The sequence below is a fragment of the Achromobacter sp. RW408 genome (genome assembly GCF_003184165.1).
GTDB classification, from domain to species: Bacteria; Pseudomonadota; Gammaproteobacteria; order Burkholderiales; family Burkholderiaceae_B; genus Achromobacter; species Achromobacter xylosoxidans.
This window is the reverse complement of record NZ_QHHO01000004.1, coordinates 25,270-41,655: the sequence shown is the minus strand read 5'-3', so window position 1 is coordinate 41,655 and position 16,386 is coordinate 25,270. Positions and strand designations below refer to the sequence as shown.

15 protein-coding genes are annotated in these 16,386 nt (G+C 66.5%); 6 read left to right on the top strand and 9 right to left on the bottom strand.

From position 1 onward, the window contains the following. Window positions 1-59: 59 nt before the first annotated feature. On the top strand, window positions 60-2,507 hold the full coding sequence (locus DK459_RS01380; protein ID WP_054485541.1) for a penicillin-binding protein 1A: 2,448 nt from the start codon (window positions 60-62) through the stop codon (window positions 2,505-2,507). Between the two features lie 49 nt (window positions 2,508-2,556). Here the strand turns inward: DK459_RS01380 and cyaY are convergent, their stop codons facing one another. Continuing rightward, entirely contained in the window at window positions 2,557-2,886 is a 330-nt protein-coding gene (cyaY, locus tag DK459_RS01375; RefSeq protein WP_006389656.1) for an iron donor protein CyaY, read from the bottom strand. Here cyaY and DK459_RS31155 point away from each other — a divergent pair. Continuing rightward, entirely contained in the window at window positions 2,837-3,109 is a 273-nt protein-coding gene (locus tag DK459_RS31155; protein ID WP_306415668.1) for a lipoprotein, read from the top strand. The two genes, cyaY and DK459_RS31155, sit on opposite strands and share 50 nt — an antisense overlap. Further along, entirely contained in the window at window positions 3,106-4,398 is a 1,293-nt protein-coding gene (gene lysA, locus DK459_RS01365) for a diaminopimelate decarboxylase (RefSeq protein WP_070543017.1), read from the top strand. Before DK459_RS31155 ends, lysA begins: the two co-directional genes overlap by 4 nt. Window positions 4,399-4,458: 60 nt before the next feature. Here lysA and ccsB read toward each other — a convergent pair whose 3' ends face one another. The 3 genes from ccsB to DK459_RS01350 all read right to left on the bottom strand — a co-directional run bounded on the left by ccsB (window position 4,459) and on the right by DK459_RS01350 (window position 8,714). Then, the gene (gene ccsB, locus DK459_RS01360) at window positions 4,459-5,805 is read right to left on the bottom strand and encodes a c-type cytochrome biogenesis protein CcsB (RefSeq protein ID WP_006389653.1); all 1,347 of its coding nucleotides are present in this window, start codon (window positions 5,803-5,805) and stop codon (window positions 4,459-4,461) included. A gap of 8 nt (window positions 5,806-5,813) precedes the next feature. Further along, a complete protein-coding gene (locus DK459_RS01355; RefSeq protein WP_006389652.1) occupies window positions 5,814-7,892 on the bottom strand; it encodes a cytochrome c biogenesis protein ResB in 2,079 nt (692 codons plus the stop codon). 120 nt (window positions 7,893-8,012) lie between these two features. Next, window positions 8,013-8,714 carry a cytochrome c gene (locus tag DK459_RS01350; protein WP_026382019.1) on the bottom strand — a complete coding sequence of 234 codons (702 nt, stop codon included), beginning with the start codon at window positions 8,712-8,714 and terminating at the stop codon, window positions 8,013-8,015. 255 nt (window positions 8,715-8,969) lie between these two features. Between DK459_RS01350 and yihA the strand changes: the two genes are divergently transcribed. Next, entirely contained in the window at window positions 8,970-9,593 is a 624-nt protein-coding gene (gene yihA / locus DK459_RS01345; protein WP_006389648.1) for a ribosome biogenesis GTP-binding protein YihA/YsxC, read from the top strand. Continuing rightward, window positions 9,590-10,606, top strand: coding sequence for a porphobilinogen synthase (gene hemB, locus DK459_RS01340; RefSeq protein ID WP_024070776.1), 1,017 nt, complete (start codon window positions 9,590-9,592; stop codon window positions 10,604-10,606). Before yihA ends, hemB begins: the two co-directional genes overlap by 4 nt. Window positions 10,607-10,735: 129 nt before the next feature. On the opposite strand, the gene DK459_RS01335 is transcribed toward hemB, so the two are convergent. From DK459_RS01335 to cutA, 3 genes are all read right to left on the bottom strand, one after another. Beyond that, window positions 10,736-11,599 (bottom strand): DMT family transporter, encoded by an 864-nt coding sequence (locus DK459_RS01335; protein ID WP_050807770.1) that lies wholly within the window; start codon window positions 11,597-11,599, stop codon window positions 10,736-10,738. Between the two features lie 131 nt (window positions 11,600-11,730). Further along, complete coding sequence (gene dsbD, locus DK459_RS01330; protein ID WP_024070777.1) at window positions 11,731-13,572, bottom strand: protein-disulfide reductase DsbD; 1,842 nt, start codon at window positions 13,570-13,572, stop codon at window positions 11,731-11,733. Between the two features lie 32 nt (window positions 13,573-13,604). Continuing rightward, window positions 13,605-13,952, bottom strand: a complete 348-nt coding sequence (gene cutA, locus DK459_RS01325) for a divalent-cation tolerance protein CutA (RefSeq protein WP_020925825.1) — start codon at window positions 13,950-13,952, stop codon at window positions 13,605-13,607. Between the two features lie 118 nt (window positions 13,953-14,070). On the opposite strand from cutA, the gene DK459_RS01320 reads away from it, so the two are divergent. After that, window positions 14,071-14,508: an HIT family protein gene (locus DK459_RS01320; RefSeq protein ID WP_006389638.1), complete on the top strand. Its 438-nt coding sequence runs from the start codon at window positions 14,071-14,073 to the stop codon at window positions 14,506-14,508. Window positions 14,509-14,611: 103 nt separating this feature from the next. Here the strand turns inward: DK459_RS01320 and rplQ are convergent, their stop codons facing one another. Then, window positions 14,612-15,004, bottom strand: a complete 393-nt coding sequence (rplQ, locus tag DK459_RS01315) for a 50S ribosomal protein L17 (protein WP_024070778.1) — start codon at window positions 15,002-15,004, stop codon at window positions 14,612-14,614. A 187-nt stretch (window positions 15,005-15,191) separates the two neighbouring features. After that, window positions 15,192-16,178: a DNA-directed RNA polymerase subunit alpha gene (rpoA, locus tag DK459_RS01310; protein ID WP_006216514.1), complete on the bottom strand. Its 987-nt coding sequence runs from the start codon at window positions 16,176-16,178 to the stop codon at window positions 15,192-15,194. Between the last annotated feature and the right edge of the window lie 208 nt (window positions 16,179-16,386).

Genomic DNA, 16,386 nt, shown 5'->3' with positions numbered 1-16,386 from the left:
TTACAGAAACCGATCCGCCACGCTGAGGTGGGGCCGGAGATACCCGTAAAATCGCCGCGATGAGCAAGCCGCAGAATTCCTCCAAAAAAGACAAGTCCGCCAATAACGGTTCCCCGATATTGCGTTTTTTCGTCAAGACCGGCATTTTCTTTGCCGGCCTGTTCCTGTGCGGCGTGCTGCTGGCGGGCATGGCGCTGGCCCTGGCCTGGCCCAACCTGCCCGACCTGCACGCCATGACGGACTACCGCCCCAGGGTGCCGCTGCGCGTCTATACGGCGGACAAGGTGCTGATCGGCGAGTTCGGCGAAGAGCGCCGCAATGTGCTGCGCTTCAATGAAATCCCGGACGTGATGAAGTCCGCGGTGCTGGCGGCCGAAGACGACCGCTTCTACCAGCACGGCGGGATCGACTGGACCGGCGTGGTGCGCGCCGGCCTGACCAACCTGATCAACATGTCCAAGACGCAGGGCGCGAGCACGATCACCATGCAGGTGGCGCGCAATTTCTACCTGTCGTCCGAAAAGACCTATTCGCGCAAGTTCTACGAACTGCTGCTGACGTTCAAGATCGAATCGGAGCTCACCAAGGACCAGATCCTCGAGCTCTACATGAACCAGATCTACCTGGGCCACCGCGCCTACGGCTTCGCCGCCGCCTCGCGCACCTACTTCGGCAAGCCGCTGTCGGAAGTGACACCGGCCGAGGCCGCGATGCTGGCCGGCATCCCCAAGGCGCCTTCGCGTTTCAACCCGATCTCCAACCGCCCCCGCGCCGAGCTGCGCCAGCGCTACGTGCTGGGCCGCATGCTGTCGCTGGGCTACCTGACCGAGCCCGAGTACAAGACGGCGATGGCGCAGCAGATCGTCATGAAGTCCGCCGAAGGCACGCCCGCCGGCGGCTACAGCATCCACGGCGAGTACGTGGCCGAACTGGCGCGCCAGCTGCTGTTCAACGTGTACCAGGACAACGTCTATTCGCGCGGCATCAACATCTACACCACGGTCCAGTCCAAGGACCAGGAAGCGGCCTACCGCGCCGTGCGCGAAGGCGTGCTCGAATACACCCGCCGCGCGCCCTACCCTGGCCCCGAAGAACAGCTCGACCTGCCCGCGGGCACCGAGAACAACCCCCAGGCCCTGGACGAATTCCTGGATGGCGTCTTCGACAAGTTCAGCGACAGCGGCGACCTGCTGACCGCGGTGGTGTTGTCGGCCAGCCCCACCGAAGTGAAGCTGGCGCGCAGCTCGCGCGAGATCATCACCGTCACCGACAAGAAGGTGCTGGGCGTGGTGGCGCGCGCGCTCAACGACAAGGCCAAGCCCGAGCAGCGCATCAAGCGCGGCTCCGTGGTCTATATCCGCAAGCTGGGCGACAACTGGGAAATCATCAACCTGCCGTCGGTGCAGGCGGCCTTCGTCGCGCTGTCGCCGCAGGACGGCGCGATCCGCGCCATGGTTGGCGGCTTCGACTTCTATCGCGGCAACTTCAACCGCGTGACGCAGGCCTGGCGCCAGCCGGGCTCGAACATCAAGCCGTTCATCTACGCCGCGTCGCTCGAGCGCGGCCTGACGCCGGCCACGCAGATCTCCGACCAGCCGTTCGAACTGACCGCGGCGCAGACCGGCTCCAAGGCCTGGAACCCGAAGAACTACGGCAACCAGTACGAGCCCATGCTGACGCTGCGCCAGGGCCTGTACAAGTCCAAGAACATGGTCTCGATCCGCATCCTGCAGGCCATCGGCCCGCAGTACGCGCAGGACTACCTGACCCGCTTCGGCTTTGACAAGGCGCGCCAGCCCGCGGTGCTGCCGCTGGCGCTCGGCGCCGGCTCGGTGACCCCGCTGCAACTGGCCGGCGCGTTCTCGGTGTTCGCCAACGGCGGCTACCGCGTCACGCCCTACCTGATCGACCGCGTCACCGACAGCAACGGCAAGATCGTGATGCAGGCCAAGCCCACCGTGGCCGGCGACGCCGCGGCCCGCGCCATCGACCCGCGCACCGCCTGGATCATGGACGACGTGCTGCGCGGCGTGGCCACCTACGGCACCGCCGCCCGCGCCCGCGTGCTGCTCAAGCGCAACGACATCGCCGGCAAGACCGGCACCACCAACGAATCCGTGGACGCCTGGTTCTCGGGCTACACGCCCTCGCTGGTGGCCACCGCCTGGCTCGGCTTCGACCAGCCCAAGTCGCTGGGTTCGCGCGAAACCGGCGGCGGCGTGGCCATGCCGATCTGGGTCGACTACATGCAGGACGTGCTCAAGGGCGTGCCGGAAGAAAAGCCGCGCCCCCGTCCCGACGGCATCATCGTCGAGAACGGCGAGTACTACTTCTCGGAATTCCCGCCCGGCCAGGCGGTGGCGCGGCTGGGGCTGCCGCAGGCTGACACGCTGGGTGAGTTCCTGAACGGCCTGAACAGCGACAGCGGCGAGGACAACCGCATCCGCGTCGCGCCGGGCGTGGGCACGCAGAACGCGCAGCCCTGGTCGCAGAAGATCCCGTTCTGAACGGAAAGAAAAAAGAAGGCCGGCGATTCGCCGGCCTTTTCGTTGGAGACTACAGGCGGATCGTGACGGGCACGCCCGCCGCCGCCGAACAGATCTGGGATAGCGCGTCCGGCAGATTCGGGCCGCCTCGGGTATCGTTCCAGTTCTGGCCGTCGTAGCGGTAATGGAAGCCGCCGCTGCGCGCGGCCACCCACAGTTCCTGCATGGCGGCCTGGCTGTTCACCACCACGTGGGTATTGTCCTCGAACACCATGGTCAGCACATTGCCGCTGCGGCTGGTTTCGACGTCGACGTCGAGCGAAGCCGCCCAGTCATCGGCCTGGCTTTCGATGCTGTCCAGCACCTGGTCGATCAACGCAAGAAATTCGGATTCGGTCATAATCGAGCCTGCAAGAATTACGGAGTTCCCAGTGTTCCAATTGGCATTCAGCCGCATGTCTCTTCGCATTGTAGCCACGCTCGTGGCGACCGGCATGGTTGCGGCCTGCGGCTACAAGGGTCCTTTGTACATGCCCACGCCTGATGGCAAGCCGCCCCCACCCGGGCAGCGCCAGTCCACGCCCCAGGTGCCTCAGATACCGGCCACCCCCACACTGCCATGACCGCCGCGTTCCCGGTTCCGCCCGAACTGGCCGGGCACCCCTACTTCCAGTACCGCAACAACGTGCTGTACGCCGAAGACGTGCCGCTGGACCATCTGGCCGGACAACTGGGAACGCCCCTGTACGTATACTCGCGCGCCGCGCTACGCGCCGCCTGGGACACCTATCGCAGCGCCGTTGGCCAGCGCCCTGTCCTGGTCTGCTACGGCATGAAGGCCAATTCCAACCTGGCCATCCTGAAGGAATTCGCCCGCCTGGGCGCGGGGTTCGACATTGTGTCCGGCGGCGAACTCAAGCGCGCCCTGGCCGCGGGCGCGGATCCCGCCAAAATCGTCTTTTCCGGCGTCGGCAAGCAGGTCTGGGAAATGCGCGCCGCCCTGGCTGCCGGCGTCATGTGCTTCAACGTCGAATCCGAGGCCGAACTGCAGCGGCTGTCCGACGTGGCCCAGGAAGCCGGGCAGCGTGCCCGGGTATCGCTGCGCGTCAACCCGGACGTCGATGCGCAAACCCACCCCTACATTTCCACCGGCCTGAAGGAAAACAAGTTCGGCATTCCCATCGGCGCGGCGCTGGGCGCATATCGCAGCGCCCGCCTGCTGCCGGGCCTGGAAATCACCGGCCTGGATTGCCATATCGGTTCACAGCTGACCGACATCAGTCCCTATTTCGACGCATTGGAAAAACTCCTCGATCTGGTCGCCGACCTCGAGGGCATCGGCATCCGCCTGTCGCACCTGGACCTGGGCGGCGGCCTGGGCATCCGCTACAACGATGAAATGCCGCCTTCGCCCAAGGCGCTGCTGGATCACGTGTTCCAACGCCTGCAGGCCCGCGGCCAGGATCATTTGCGGCTGGTACTGGAACCGGGCCGCTCGCTGGTCGGCAACGCCGGCGTGTTGTTGACCACGGTTCAGTACCTCAAGCACGGCGAGGCGCGCAATTTTGCCGTCGTCGACGCGGCCATGAACGACCTGCTGCGGCCGGCGCTGTATGACGCCTGGCATGGCCTGCAGCCCCTGCGCCCGCGCGCCGGCGACACGATCGACTACGACGTCGTCGGCCCGGTCTGCGAAAGCGCCGACTGGCTGGCACGCCAACGCGCGTTGGTGCTCGAACAAGGTGACGTGCTGGCGCTGGAATCGGCCGGCGCCTATGGCATGACGATGGCAGGCAACTACAACACTCGCCCCCGTGCGGCCGAAGTCATGGTCGACGGCGGCCACTACCATGTGGTGCGCCAGCGCGAGACCCTCGACGACCTGCTGCGCGGCGAGTCGACGTTGCCCTGATCCCTGCCCTGCGCCATGTGAAAAGGCCCCGGATGGGGCCTTTTCACATGGATGGAACAATCAGAGCTGGCCGTACGAATGCAGCCCGGACAGGAACATGTTCACTCCCAGGAAGGCGAAGCCGGTGATCAGCAGCCCCGTCAGCGCCCAGTAGGCCGCCATCGTGCCGCGCAGACCCTTGATCAGCCGCATGTGCAGCCAGGCCGCGTAGTTCAGCCAGACGATCAGCGCCCAGGTTTCCTTGGGGTCCCACTGCCAGTAGGCGCCCCAGGCGTCCGCGGCCCACAGCGCGCCCAGGATGGTCGCCACGGTGAAGAAGGCGAAGCCGATGGCGATGGCGCGGTACATGATGTCGTCCAGCACCTCCAGCGGCGGCAGCGCGGCGGCGATGCGGCGCCGGCCCAGCAGGATGGCGCCGACGATCACCGCGCCGATGCCGAAATACAGCATCCAGGTGGCCGACAGGCCGTCGGTGCGGAACACCATGGGCTCGGCGCACAGCAGCACGCCCAGCACGAACAGCGGCGCCAGCTTGAGCCACGACGAGGTCTGGCCGTGCTGCTTGATCAGGTAGGCGAAACCGACCATGGCCGCCAGCGAGAAGGTGCCGTAGCCGATGAAGTTGGCGGGCACGTGCAGCTTCATCCACCAGCTCTTGAGCGCCGGCACCAGTGGCTGGATCTGCCCGGCATCGCGCGTGAACGAATACCACAGCAGGAATACGACCGCCGACGTCACCACCAGCAGCACGAAGCCACCCAGCGCGCGCGTGGCGTACTTGCGCTCGTAGTACAGGTAGAACAACGCCGTGATCAGCGCGAACAGCACGAACACTTCGTACAGGTTGCTGACCGGAATGTGGCCCAGGTCGGGGCCCATGAGGTGGCCTTCGCGCCAGCGCACCAGCAGGCCGGTCACGCCCGCGAACACCGCGCCCCAGGTCAGGGCGGTACCCAGCCAGGCCGCGGTCGGGCTGAAAAAACCAATCCAGTAGCAGACCATGGCCAGCGCGAACAGCGCGCTCATCCACAGGATGGCCGACTGCGACGAGAACAGGTATTTCAGGAAGAACACCTGCTCGGCCCGCGCCAGGTCGTTGCCGTAAAGCATCAGCGCCAGGCCGGCCGCGATGGCACAGGCCACCATCAGGCGGCGCAACGGGCGCCAGAGCCAGCCCATCCAGGCCAGCACGGGCACCGTGCCGCACAGGATGATCTTCTCGTAATAGTCCATGGCGCCGCTGAAGCGCGTCAGCGCGAAACCGGCGCCCGCCGCCAACAGCAGGAAGAAGACGATGTCGGTCCAGTCGGGCCGACCGCGTTGCGCGCGGCCGTCGCCGGTTTCCGACAGGCTTTCCTGCCAGAGGTTTTCAGGCGTGGGGGAATGCGTAGTGGTCGTCGTGGACATAGGAAACCTTAAGACCCTTTCTGGCGCAGCAGCGCCTGCTTGAAGCGATCGAACTCCTGGTTGAAGTCGAGTGTACGCTTCTGCGACGTCATCGCCGCCAGGATGCCGCTACCGCCTTCCTGCGGCTTGATCCAGATCCAGACGCGGCGATCCCGAATATAGAACATCGAAAACACCCCCAGGACCAGCAACAGGCTGCCCAGGTAGACCGTATTCTTGCCCGGCGTGCGGCTGACCTGGAACACGCTGGCCTGCACGTGGTTGAAATCAGCCAGAGAGAAGAACACCGGCGCCGGATAGACGGTCAGGTCGGACAGCGCCGCCACCGCCAGGCGCGACCACACTGCCGCGCGCTCGGCCTCGGGGCCCTCGGTCGGGACCGGCGGCAATCCGGCGCGCTCGCGCTCGACCGCCCGCAATTCGTTCATGCTGGCGCCGATCAGTCGGATGACCACGTCCGCGGCGCGCTCCAGGTCGGCGGCCGGCGTGTTGGCCTGCAGGAACGCGGCGACGGCCTGCAGGCCGCCGGAAGCATAGGTTTCCAGGGCGCGCTCGGCGGCCGTCTGCAAGGGCTGGCGGTCCGCGCCGCTCGGGCTGTTGCGTTCGGCGAAGCGGCGCGCCGCCTCCTGCCGCGCCGCCGGATCGGCCAGCGTGGCGCGCAAACGCATGAACTCCGCCACCGAACTGTCGTCGTCGGCCGGGATCCGCAGGTAACGGAAGGGCTCGGACGCGTTGTTGCGCACACCAGCCAGGAACACGCTGGCGCCGTCCAGCTGCACCGGCAACATGTAATTCTGGAATTCATGCGCCTGGCCCGCGTCGTCGATCAGCTTGTATTCGACGCTGGGGCCCACGTTGCGCAGGTTTTCGTTCTTCTTGCCCGCCGCGCTGCCGGCCACCGAGGCGACGTGCTCGGCGAAGCTCTGGTTGCCCCCCTTGGGCTCGCCACCGGTCAGGTCCTCGACGTTGATCGGACGCAGGGCCGTGATTTCCACGTTCATGCTGCGCGGGCCGCGCGCAGTGTGAGCGGTTACTTCGGCGGTCTTGCCCACCGTGCCGTCGACATTGAACGTGGCGCTGTCCGCGCCCACCAGCGGGTAGCCCTTGAGCACCACCGTGCTGCCGCCATCGTCGAAGCTGGACTGGTAGACCGTCATGCCCTTGAAGCGCAGCGGCTCATTGACTTCGATGGTCGAGTCGAACGACTTGCCGGTATCGGGATCCGTCACTTCCACTTCGCTGGCGAAGCGGCTGGGCATACCGGTCGAGTAGTAATCGACGATGAATTTCTTCAACTTCAACGTGAAGGGCATGGGCTGCACCAGGGCGCCGTCGCCCACCATCACCACCGCCGTGCTGGCCTGGCCGTTCTCCGGGACCAGCACGCTGGCGCGGAAGCTGGGATTGTTGACCGACAGGCGGCCGCTTTCCGGCACTTCCGAGATCAGCATGTTCTCGACGATCGGCTTCTTGCCGCCGAACATGACCTGCAGGCGCACCGGCAGCTCGCTGTCGAGCAGGCCGCCGACACAGATGATGACCATGGCGGCGTGGGCGAATACGTAGCCCAGCCGGTTTGCGCTGCCCTTCTTGGCCGCCAGCAGCACGCCGGTGCTGTCCTGGCGCTCGCGCACCGCATAGCCCATGCGCTTGAGCAGCGCCGTCAGGCCGGCCGCGGTCTGCGGCACGTCGCTGGGCGCGTCGGTCTCGACGCGGTGCGGGAAGGCCCGCAGGCTGCCGCCGCGCACGTGTTCGCGGAACGAACGCGCATCACGCAGCATCTTGGGCGCGTTGCGGATCAGGCAGACCGAAGTCGAGATCACCAGGAACGCCATGATCAGCAGGAACCACCAGCTGTTGTAGACGTGCCAGATCGAGAACTTGTCGAACACCTCGAACCAGAACGGGCCGAACTGGTCGATGTAGTTATTGGACGACCGGTTCTGCTGCAGGACCGTCCCCACCAGGCTGGCCACGCAGATGAACATCAGCAGGCTGACGGCGAACCGCATCGAGCCCAGCAATTCGAACAGATCGCGGGGCAGGCTGCGCAGGGAGGGACGGGAGTGTGTCTGAGTCGAATTCATGAAAAAAGGGGGGCCGCGCAATCGGCTACCCCCCTCGTAGACAGCGCGTGGCGGGACCAGGTTCCGCCATGCTCAGGTTTGCGTGAACGCGGACCAGCCGCGCGCATTGCCGGCAGGTGGTTACCGCAAGCCGGCCGCGTAGTCCGCCACGGCCTTGATGTCGGCATCCGACATCCGGTCGGCCACGGCGTGCATCACGTCGTTGGCGCGATCGCCGCTGCGGAACAGCTTGAGCTGCTCTTCGATGTACATGGGAAACTGACCCGACAGCCGGGGGTACTGGCCCGGAATGCCCGCGCCATTGGCAGAATGGCATGCGGCACAAGCCGGAACATTGCGCTCGGGCAAACCGCCGCGCCAGATCTTTTGACCCAGATCAACCAACTTCTCCTGGCCGGCGGTGGCCGGCTCTTTCAGCGGCTGCTGCGCCAGGTACAGCGCGATGTTCTGCATGTCGGCCGGCGTCAGGTTCTGCGCCATGGCGGTCATGGGAGTGGGATTGCCGCCGGGCCCGTTGCGCACAGGCAGCTTGGCGCCCTGCTTGACCTGGAAGTCGGTCAGCTGCTTGACCAGGTATTCGTGGGGTTGCGCGGCCAGGTTGGGATTCACCGGGATGGTGCTGTTACCCGCCGCGCCATGACAGGACGCACAGGCGATGATGCCGCGCGAGGCGTCGCCCTGGTCAAACAGCTGCCCGCCCTTGGCGGCATCTGGCTTGGCCGGACCCGCGGCGCCTTCGGCGGCGAGACTCGTAGTAGAAAAGGCGGAGGCGCCGAGCAACAGCCCGCTCGCAACCAACATCCGGGACAGCACACGCTTCATGAAGACCTCGACGATCACATCGATCAAGGCGCAAAAAGGCGCCCACGCCTGCCCGCACATCTGGAAAACCGTATCGAACCTGATTTGCCCGATTGCCTGCTCGTCAAAGGCGCAAGTACCTGGGAAACCGGATGTCCGGCTGGTACGAAATACCCTCAACAGTAAGCAAAAGAGACGGCTCCGCGCACGGGGACCACTGTTGCAAACGCCGGATTATACAATAGGGCTCGAAACCAACCGTATCCAAAGCCACCCGTGTCCCTCCTACATCGCGCCTCTTTCCTTACGTCGGCCGCTCGCCTCGACCAGTTGCCGCCTCCTGACGCGCCCGAGGTTTGCTTCGTCGGCCGCTCCAACGCCGGCAAGTCCACGGCCATCAACGTGCTGTGCAACCAGCGCCGTCTCGCCTTCTCGAGCAAGACGCCGGGCCGCACGCGGCTCATCAACATGTTCGGCCTGCCCGACCCGCTGGATCCGGAAGGCCACATCGGCTACCTCGTCGACCTGCCCGGCTACGGCTACGCGTCCGTGGCCCGCGACGAAAAGGAAAAGTGGGCCGACATCCTGGGCGGCTACCTGCGCGACCGCGAATCGCTGGCCGGCATCGTGCTGCTCATCGACATCCGCCGCGGCGTCACCGAACTGGACCGCCGCCTGGCCAACTTCATCGCCCCCACCGGCCGTCCGGTGCTGGCGCTGCTCACCAAAGCCGACAAGCTGCCTTACGGCCAGCGCGTGCGCACCGTGTTCTCGGTGCGCAAAGACCTGGCGGACATCGGCGCCCTGCACACCATCCCCTTCTCGGCGCCGGAGCGCATCGGCCTGGAAGAAGCTGGCGCGCACATAGAAAACTGGATTTCTCCCAAGGTCGTACCATGAACCCGCAGATCATCACCCCCGACTTCCCGGTTTCCCGCCCCCGCCGCCTGCGCCGCGACGACTACACCCGCCGCCTGGTGCGCGAGAACGCCCTCACCGTCAACGACCTGATCTATCCGGTCTTCGTGGCCGAGGGCAATGGCCTGAAGCAGCCTGTTGCGTCGCTGCCGGGCGTGGTGCGCTATTCGCTGGACACGCTGCTGCCGGTGGCCGAGGAATGCGTGGCCCTGGGCATCCCGGTGCTGTCGCTGTTTCCCGCCATCGACCCGGCGCTCAAGACGCCCGACGGCATCGAGGCCACCAACCCCGAGGGCCTGATCCCGCGCGTGGTGCGCGAACTCAAGAAGCACTTCCCCGACCTCGGCGTGCTGTGCGACGTGGCGCTGGACCCGTACACCAGCCACGGCCAGGACGGCGTCATCGATGAAAACGGCTACGTCGTCAACGAGCCGACCGTCGAGATCCTCGTCAAGCAGGCCCTGACGCAGGCCGCGGCCGGCGTCGACATGGTCGCCCCCAGCGACATGATGGACGGCCGCATCGGCGCCGTGCGCCGCGCGCTCGAGGCCAACGGCTACATCCACACCCAGATCATGGCCTACTCGGCCAAGTACGCCAGCGCCTTCTACGGCCCGTTCCGCGATGCCGTCGGTTCCGCCACCAACCTGGGCAAGTCCAACAAGATGGCCTACCAGATGGACCCGGGCAACCTGGACGAAGCGCTGCGTGAAGTGGCCGCCGACCTGCAGGAAGGCGCCGACATGGTCATGGTCAAGCCCGGCATGCCCTACCTGGACGTGCTGCGCCGCGTCAAGGACACCTTCCGCGTGCCGACCTTCGCCTACCAGGTGAGCGGTGAATACGCGATGATCAAGGCGGCCTCGGCCAATGGCTGGCTGGATCATGACAAGGTCATGATGGAAGCGCTGCTGGCATTCAAGCGCGCCGGCGCCGACGGCATCCTGACGTACTTCGCGATCGAAGCGGCGCGGCTGCTCAAGCAGCAGCGCTGATCGCGGCTGGCGGGGGCCTGCTCGGCCCTGCCCCGCTCGTCATCCGCGCGCCCCGGCATGAAACGCGCACACGAAACGCGCCCATGCAACGCGCCAACTACCGGCGGGCCCTTGCGGCCCGCCACGGTTTCAACGCGACGCCGGCGCGCAGCGGCGCAGGCCCAGCCAGGTGCCGCTGAGAATGCAGGCCAGCCCCGCCACGTGCACCAGCGTGACGTGCTCGTCCAGGAACAGCGCGGCGAACAGCAGGCCGAAGATCGGCAGCCAGTTCACGAACAGCGCGGCGCGGCTGATCCCCAGCCTGGCAATGCCCGCGTTCCACAGGATGTTGCTGACGCCCGAGGCGATCACCGCCGAGAACAGCAGCACCAGCCACGGCCACCACGTCATGCTCCAGTTGTCCGCGTCATAGGACGACGGCGTCATGGCCGCATGCGCCATCAACATCAGGCCGCCGGCCAAGTACATGTACCAGAGCATCGCCAGCGGATCGAGCGTGCGCGAGATGCGCTGGATCACCAGCCCGCCGAACACGAACACCGCCACCGCCAGGAACACGATGGCGTCGCCCCAACCGGTCAGGCCGATTTGCGCGCCGCTGCCCACCACCACCATGGCCACGCCCGCCAGCCCCAGCAAGGCGCCGGCGATCCGCAGCCATGTCAGCCGCTCGCGATAGAACAGCGCCGCCAGCAGCGCCGACAGCAAGGGACTGGTGGCCATCAGCAGCGTGCCGTTGGCGGCCGACGAGAACTGCAGCCCGTACACCAGCGCGGTCTGGTGCGCATACACCACCAGGAAGCCGGCCAGCGCGACCCAGGCCAGTTCCACGCGCCCCAGCCTCGGAATGCGGCCGCGACGCGCCTTGACGATGAGGGTGACGGCAACGAACGCCACGGCGATCCGCAAGGCCGCCAGGGCGCGGATATCCATGTGCTGCGTCAGGTACTTGATGGAGACGATGTTCAGGCCCCAGGTGGCCATGACGAACATCAGTTGCAGATAGATCAGACCGGTGCGGTCCTGGCTTGCATCGACTGTCGAAGACGTCACGGGCGCCGGCCTGAGGGGTTGGAGGCGCCGCCCACGCGGCGCGAACCCTCATGGTAGCGGCCGGCCGCCGCTCAGCGCAATAGCACGCGGTCCAGCGAGTCGGCGAAGCGCTTGGCGTCCTGGAAGCCCACGACACGGGCGTCCGGCAGCTCCTTGCCGCCGGGCGCGAAGAACATGATCCCCGGCGGGCCGAACAGGCGGAAACGCTTGAGCAGCGCACGGTCATCGGCATTGTTGGCGGTGACGTCGGCCTGCACCAGCAGCATGCCGGCCATGCGTTGCGCCACGCCCGGATCGGTGAAGGTGAAGCGCTCCATCTCGCGGCACGACACGCACCAGTCGGCGTAGAAGTCCAGCATCACCGGCTGCGTGCTCGCGGCCAGCAGCGCGTCCAGCTCGGCGTTGTTGCGCACGCGCTTGAATTGCACCTCGCCGGCATGCGCGGCGGCGCCCGAGGCCGCCGGGCCGCCGGAAGCAAAGTGCGACAGCGGCTGCAGCACGTCGCGGCCGCCGCTGGCCGCGCCGACCAGCCACGCGGCCGCGGCCAGGGCCAGCAACAGGCCGACGCCCTTGCCGAACATGCGCGCCGAGCCGGCGCCCGCCGGCAACGCGTCGAACGCGCGCAGCATCACGGCGCCGACGATCGCCAGGAAGGCCCAGCCGGTCATCTGCACCCAGGTCGGCACCACCGGAATCAGCATCCACCACGCGGTCGCCAGCAGCAGCATGCCGAACAGCCGCTTGACGCCATCCATCCACGGCCCGGCCTTGGGCAGCAACGCGCCCGACGAGGCGCCGACGATCAGCAGCGGCACGCCCATGCCCCACGCCATCGCGAACAGGGCCGAGCCCCCCAGCACCACGTCGCCGGTCTGCGAGATGTACAGCAACGCGCCGGCCAGCGGCGCGGCCACGCACGGCCCGACGATCAGCGCCGACAGCGCGCCCATCAGCAACGCGCCGGTGTAACGGCCGCCGGGAATGCGCGACGAGCGCTCGGCCAGCCGCGCCTGAATGCCGGACGGCATCTGGAAGGTGAAGGCATCGAACATCGCCAGCGCCAGCACCGCCAGCAGGATCGCGAACAGCGTCAGGATCCACGGCGTCTGCAGCCACGCGGCCAGGCCCGCGCCGCTCAGGCCGGCGGCCACGCCCAGCGCGGTGTAGACCACCGACATGCCCAGCACGTAGGTCGCCGCCAACGCCAGGCCACGGCCGCGCGTCGGGCGTTCCTGGCTGGCGCCGCCCAGCACGATCGACGACAGGATGGGAATCATGGGCAGCACGCAGGGCGTGAACGCCAGCAACAGGCCCAGCACCAGGAACACGCCGGCCGTCTTGATCCAGCCCAGCCCGCCCAGGGCATCGGCCAGGCCGGTGTCGCCCGCGTTCACCAGCGCGCTCAGGCCGCCGCCCGATGCCGCCGGCGCGGCCGAGGCGCCACCGCCGCCCGCCAGCGCGTAGCCGCCCGCCACCGGCGTCAGCTTCACACTGCTGTCCATCGGCGGATAGCACAGGCCGGCATCGGCGCAGCCCTGCCCGGTCAGCGTCAGCGTGAACGGCTGGCCACCGGGCGTCACCGGCACCCGGATCACCACGTCCTGGTGGTAGACCTCCATGTCCTTCTCGAAGGTCGGGTCGTACTTGACCTCGCCCTTGGGGTAGACCGGCTCGCCCAGGGTAGCCGCGCCCAGGGGGCTGATGCTGATGCCGAAGCGCTCGCGGTACATGTAATAGCCCGGCGCCACCCGGAAGCGCAGCTCGACGGTATCCGGCGTGGCCATCGCCGCGCTGAAGACGAAGGCCTTTTCCGGCTCGAGGAACTCGGCCTCGGCGCGCGCCGGCGCGTTCCAGGCCAGCCACAGCAGCGCCATGGCCAGCGCCGCCAGCAACTTGGGAAAAAAGGCACGCATCGGCGCGTGGAGCCGGACCGCGGGTTGCAACATCAGTCTCTCTTGTTCTGCACGGCGGCCGTCTGCTGGCGCACCCAGTCGAGATAGGGCGCGGCGCCGCCGATGACCGGCAGCACGATGATTTCGGGCACGTCGTAGGGATGCATCTGCGCCAGGGCCTGGACCACGGCCTGGTGGCGCGCGTAGGTGGTCTTGATGTGGATGGGGATTTCCTCGGCCCCTTCCACCTCGCCTTGCCACTGGTAGATGGACAGACCCGGCGCGCCAAGGTTCACGCAGGCCGCCAGGCCATCTTCGACCAGCACGTGGGCGATACGCTTGGCCAGCAACAGATCCGGCGCGTTGCTGATGACCAGCACGACGTCGTCATCGCGCAACATGGAGCCTCCTGGGAATACCCGTGTCGGATGTAACTCGGGGTATTTTATCGATATTGCCGCCCGCGTCCGCCCGCAATCGGACCCGCGGCCACCGCATTCCATTCCCACCGAGGCAAGCATGTCCGATAACTGCCTGTTCTGCCGCATCGCCCGCCACGAGATACCGGCCCACATCATCCACGAAGACGACCGCCTGATGGCGTTCCTGGACATCCAGCCGGTGCGCCCCGGACACACGCTCATCATTCCCAAGCAGCACTATCCGTACTACGAAGACATGCCCGCCGACCTGGCCGGCCACATCGTCAACCTGGGGCAGAAGCTGGGCCGCCACATGAAGCGGCTGTATGGCGTGGACCGCGTCGGCTTCGCCTTCACCGGCATCCACGTCGCGCATACCCATGCGCACGTGATCCCCATGCACCATCCGCAGGACGTGACCTCGACGCAGTACATCGAGCAGCAGGACCTGACCTTCCGCATGCCGCCCCAGGCGCCCCAGGAGGCGCTGGCGGCCACCGCCGCGCAGTTGCGGGGCGAACTGCACGCTTCGTAGCGATCGGCGCGCCTGCGCCGCCAGGGCGCCCCGCGCGCGCCGCGCAAAAAAAACAAGGGCGGGTCCGAAGACCCGCCCTTGTCGCTTATCTAGACACCGAAACTTATTCGGCGCTGTCCTCAGCGGACTCATCGACTTCCGGACGGTCGACCAGCTCCATGAAAGCCATGGGAGCGTTGTCGCCTTGACGGAAACCCATCTTCAGCACGCGGGTGTAGCCGCCGTTGCGGGCCGCGTAGCGCGGGCCGATTTCGGCGAAGAGCTTCACCACGGCGTCGCGATCGCGCAGACGGGCAAAAGCCAGACGCTTGTTCGCGAGGGTGGGTTCTTTACCCAGCGTGATCAGGGGTTCGATGACGCGGCGCAGTTCTTTCGCCTTGGGCAGCGTGGTCTTGATGGCTTCGTGGGTGATCAACGAAACGGCCATGTTGCGGAACATGGCAAGACGGTGACTGCTGGTGCGGTTGAGCTTACGCAAGCCATTACCGTGACGCATGATAAGTATCCTTTGAATCTAGTGAAGGCGTTTCCGCCATCGGGTTATCCGGCTCTTCTATCGACCTGCAACCAGGCCGCGGTCCGGTGGAAAACGGTGCATTTTACGACGGTTTCGCAAACCGCCCGGCGGCAAGGCCGGGCGCCGCGGGAAGCGCCCCCGCGACAGGGGCGCCACCCTTCAAGACTTACGGACGCTCCAGGCCCAGCGGGGGCCAGTTTTCGAGCTTCATGCCCAGCGTCAGGCCGCGTGCGGCCAGCACTTCCTTGATCTCGTTGAGCGACTTGCGACCCAGGTTCGGGGTCTTGAGCAGTTCGTTCTCGGTACGCTGGATCAGGTCGCCGATGTAGTAGATGTTTTCGGCCTTCAGGCAGTTGGCCGAACGCACGGTCAGTTCCAGGTCGTCGACCGGACGCAGCAGGACCGGGTCGATCTGCGGCGTGCCGCGGACCGGGGCTTCGTACGAATCGCCGGCGCCTTCCAGGGCGGCGAAGACCGAGATCTGGTCCATCAGGATGCGGGCCGACTGGCGCACCGCTTCCTCGGGCGAGATGACGCCGTTGGTTTCGATGTCCAGCACCAGCTTGTCCAGGTCGGTGCGCTGTTCCACGCGGGCGCTTTCAACCGCGTAGCTGACGCGGCGGACCGGGCTGAACGAGGCGTCCAGGACGATGCGGCCGATGGTGTGGGTGCGGTCTTCCGACAGCGCGCGCACGTTGCCCGGCACGTAGCCACGGCCCTTTTCGACCTTGATCTGCATTTCCAGCTTGCCCGCGTCCGTCAGGTTGCAGATGGCGTGGCCGGGGTTGATGATCTCGACGTCGTGCGGCAGCTCGATGTCGCTGGCCAGCACGGTGCCGGCGCCGGTCTTGCGCAGGACCAGGGTGACTTCGTCACGGTTGTGCAGCTTGAAGACCACGCCCTTCAGGTTCAGCAGGATGTCGACGACATCTTCGCGAACGCCCGGGATGGTCGAGTATTCGTGCACCACGCCCGTCATCTGGACTTCGGTCGGCGCGTAGCCGGTCATCGAAGACAGCAGGATGCGGCGCAGGGCGTTGCCCAGCGTATGGCCGTAGCCGCGCTCGAACGGCTCCATCACGATCTTGGCATGGTGGGTGCCGACCGGTTCGACTTCAATGGAGCGCGGCTTCAGGAAACCTTGAGTGGACATGTACTGTGTTCCTTTTCAATACCCTCGGCTCGTTACACCGATAAGGCTGATGGACAGGTTGAAACGTGAAACGCGGGCGACGAAAAAGCCGCCCGATACTTACCGCAAAGCCCGCCCCGCCAAATGGCGGAAAGCGGGCTGCTGCGAGACTTGCAAACCGGTCGCGAAACCAGCTCGCCAGCACCTTGCGAAGGAGGCGCCGGCAGGC